Below are 3141 nucleotides of genomic sequence, written 5' to 3'. Positions count from 1 at the left end.
AACCCACAGCATATTGGTAACTTTCTTAGCAATATGCCCAATTAGGTCATACTGCACTTGGGGTTTAGTGGTGTAGATGGAGAGATTGGTATTGACTGGAGGGGAAGAAGCACTTTGCATGGGAGCAGAAGGTATGGGAGAAATTTCCCCTGCGCTCTGCCCCGTTTCCTCTACAAACCTTGCTCCCACAGCATGATTCGGTAATTGAGCAAATCGAGCTTGTGGGATACCAAGATTTTGTGGTTGTATCGCCTCTTGAATAACTGTTACTTGTTGGTAGTTAACTCGCGGGTCAATTGTCACTTGCGCTAAATGCCCAGACAATTGCTCACGGGTGGGAAACTGCCCACGTAGCTGAATAAACCAATCAAGTAACCAACGGTAAGCGTAAAATCTTTTTCCTGGCTCAACGGCGCTCAAGTATTCACACACCACATGAGATGATTGCTTGAGCATGGCAAACTCATACTTAGACATTGGCTCCAGATGCAGCATCAAGTCAGCAATTTCATTTTGGTTAGCAAAATATTCAACTCTAGCGACGCTATCACCCATTGCCGAAAGGAAAGTAAAGAGGTCGCCACGGATAAAGGGAATCGGTGCAAATTGATGAGTATCGTTTAAGTCCTGAACAATTGACCATAAATAACCAACACCAGCGAAGACTGCACCGATGGGAGCAAGTGGGGAAGTGGCATAACAAACAGCACCAGTGGCCGCCGTCGCTAAAGTAATGAACTTAGCAAGATTCATGCCATTACGCTCATCTTTGGCGCGGATTAATAACTGATCTTGACGCTCTTGTAACCAAGAGGCGGTATTCCCAGCTTCCAAATACTCAATGCTGGGGTAATCGTCACGTAAAAGTGCCGTTTCTTTTGTACCGAGCATTGGTATTTTTTGCTGCATGTGAATTCCTCTTACTTAGTTAGTTTCCAAATGTTGTAACCAATCTCGCCTGCCATCATTGAAGCTACGTTGTAAGCAAAGCAAGCCAAAATTAAACCTGGGTTCGTATATCTGAAGGGATTGCGACCAACGAAGGTAGTAGTCAGATCCAGAACCCAGAAAAATAGTGCGATCGCTCCCCCCTGTGTGACGTTCTTTCATGCCAGCAGCTTTATAATCACCCCACAATGCCACTGTCAGGTCGATATTCCCATTCGGTTTACTGCCGAGTGTATATTGTTTTGATTCCTCAAACTCATGCTTGGCTTGATTTGGGTCTTTGCCACGCAATGTTCGGGCTTCCATCACTTGCACTAGTGCAGAGATGCCAAAACTAATCCAAAATAAGGGATTCAATAGGAGTTGTAACCAACCAAGCCAGCCAATCCATTCTGTTTCAAACCACGGGAAAATCGGTTTTCCCTGGAATAAAACTTGCCAGATGCTATCAGTAGAAAGGAGCGTACCAATCCAGAAACCAATTGCACCAACGAGCTTGTATCCGGGTGTGCCTGGGGTAACGAATTGGGCAATGATATGTGAGATAAAGATGACTGGCAGTGAGATTAATGCCACAATCCACCGAGCTAATAATTCTAGGTAGTCACTCCCTCCTTTTTTTGGCTCTCCTTGTGGTGATGATTCTGGTTTCGGTTGTGAATTAGATTTGTTTGGAGTGAGATATTTCATAAATCAATTGGGTGAATCTTTAAGTAGTGGCGAATTCTTACAAGCATTTTTGAATCGATATTTCCATTTCCATTGCCTCTGTTCAATTCGCCCAATACATAAACCAGTTGAGTCATACACAAAAACTGTTTCATCTTCTAAATAACCTGTAGTCTCAGGTCTAGGGTTACGTTTTTTCGAGTCTAAATAGTTCCTAATTCGTAACTTACTGAATGAGGGCGTAACTCCAAGAGAATTAATTTTGTCGGCGGTTTCTGCCCTTTGCTCGGCTTTAATGCGTTCAAGTTCTTCTGACTCTCGAATCGTGATGCCACTGTTGTAAGTCTTAAATTGGGCTGGCAGTTGCGATAACCAAGGACTTGCGATTAACCCCATGCCCAATAATCCCAACATCGCTTGCTTCTGGTATTTCATTGCCACTCAACCGGAATATTTTACTGTTGGAGGCCGTCGATAGTTTGTGTTGTCTGGGGTGGTGGTGCATTAATAACACGAACGTAAACAGACAGCCCAATGCAAACTAGGAAAAAAATCACTGATAATCCAAAAAGATTCTGCTCGAAAAACTTGCGCCATTTTAAGCTGGAGATTGGAATTTCTCGCTCAACAAAGAGCGTGTCAAATTTTTCAGATCCTGAATTGTCGCAGGTCGTGTAGACTTTTTTTCTGATGTTGGCACTCCTAATTCGTCTAAAAATGCTTTCGGGTCAAAACCAACAGTTGTACCAGTCGTGAGGGTTTGAACTTGTTGCTTAATCTCATCCCCAGTCTTTAACCCGTACTCTTGGGTAATTTGTTGCCTGATTTCGGGATTTTTGGCCAACTGATAAATAAACGCTATTTCATCAAAACCTTGCTCTGTGCGTCGCTGTAATGAACGAGCATCAAGTTCACTCGTGATTTCATCGAACAATCCTTGCTCAAACTCATGAACTGCCAGCGCTTGAGCAACAGTCTTGCCTGCCACAATGTCCAAGAATGCTTTAAAAGTTTCCCGACTGACTCCAGCAAATTGTAATTGTTCAGTGGCCATGTCTATTGCATGAGTCTGTATATTCGCCAAATTGCTGCTACCTCCTAACAGCTTCGATTTGTCGAGGGTTGCTTGCGCTAGATTGAACAACTTTTCTAAGCGATCGCTAATATCCACAGGAAATTCTTGGGCGTTTGGATCAACAGCTGGATCTGACTGAGCCAGTTGTTCTAACCCAGCAATGATTTGCTCTGGCTTGTAGTTAGCACTCAATAATTCAAATAATTCTGCACGAGTAAATATGCTATCCGACATGATGTGTCTCTCCTAATACTTGTGATGTAAATTTCAGTTGCTCTTGTTCAAACTGGGCGCGGGTGTACTGGACTTTATTTGCTTCAACAATTGCTTCGACAAGAACTTTTTTGTCAATCCCTTGAGTGATATCTCCAAACAATTCACCAATCTTTGCTATCACCCACACTTGATAAGATGTGATCGGTGCAGCACGGAGATTTTTCTCTTGGGCT

General features: G+C 43.3%; 3 protein-coding genes and 2 pseudogenes. All 5 read right to left on the bottom strand.

Annotated elements, in window-relative coordinates; all coding sequences use genetic code 11:
• A pseudogene (locus RM368_RS38165) lies at positions 1-909 on the bottom strand (hypothetical protein); the annotation flags it as partial.
• 15 nt (positions 910-924) lie between these two features.
• Positions 925-1638, bottom strand: a complete 714-nt coding sequence (locus RM368_RS38160) for a hypothetical protein (protein WP_322698879.1) — start codon at positions 1636-1638, stop codon at positions 925-927.
• A gap of 3 nt (positions 1639-1641) precedes the next feature.
• The gene (locus tag RM368_RS38155; RefSeq protein WP_229555106.1) at positions 1642-2052 is read right to left on the bottom strand and encodes a hypothetical protein; all 411 of its coding nucleotides are present in this window, start codon (positions 2050-2052) and stop codon (positions 1642-1644) included.
• Between the two features lie 163 nt (positions 2053-2215).
• Positions 2216-2926 (bottom strand): hypothetical protein, encoded by a 711-nt coding sequence (locus RM368_RS38150; protein ID WP_322698878.1) that lies wholly within the window; start codon positions 2924-2926, stop codon positions 2216-2218.
• Positions 2916-3141 (bottom strand): annotated as a pseudogene (locus RM368_RS38145) (hypothetical protein); the annotation flags it as partial. The pseudogene RM368_RS38145 and the gene RM368_RS38150, both read right to left, overlap by 11 nt.

It is taken from the genome of Nostoc sp. DedSLP03 (assembly GCF_034530815.1).
In the GTDB taxonomy this organism is placed as follows: Bacteria; Cyanobacteriota; Cyanobacteriia; order Cyanobacteriales; family Nostocaceae; genus Nostoc.
This window is presented reverse-complemented; position numbering and strand designations above follow the sequence as displayed.

Bases quoted from the DNA above. Each gene is read 5' to 3' on its own strand.
- RM368_RS38155 (WP_229555106.1), bottom strand. From the start codon at position 2,052: ATGAAATACCAGAAGCAAGCGATGTTGGGATTATTGGGCATGGGGTTA.
- RM368_RS38160 (WP_322698879.1), bottom strand. From the start codon at position 1,638: ATGAAATATCTCACTCCAAACAAATCTAATTCACAACCGAAACCAGAA.
- RM368_RS38150 (WP_322698878.1), bottom strand. From the start codon at position 2,926: ATGTCGGATAGCATATTTACTCGTGCAGAATTATTTGAATTATTGAGT.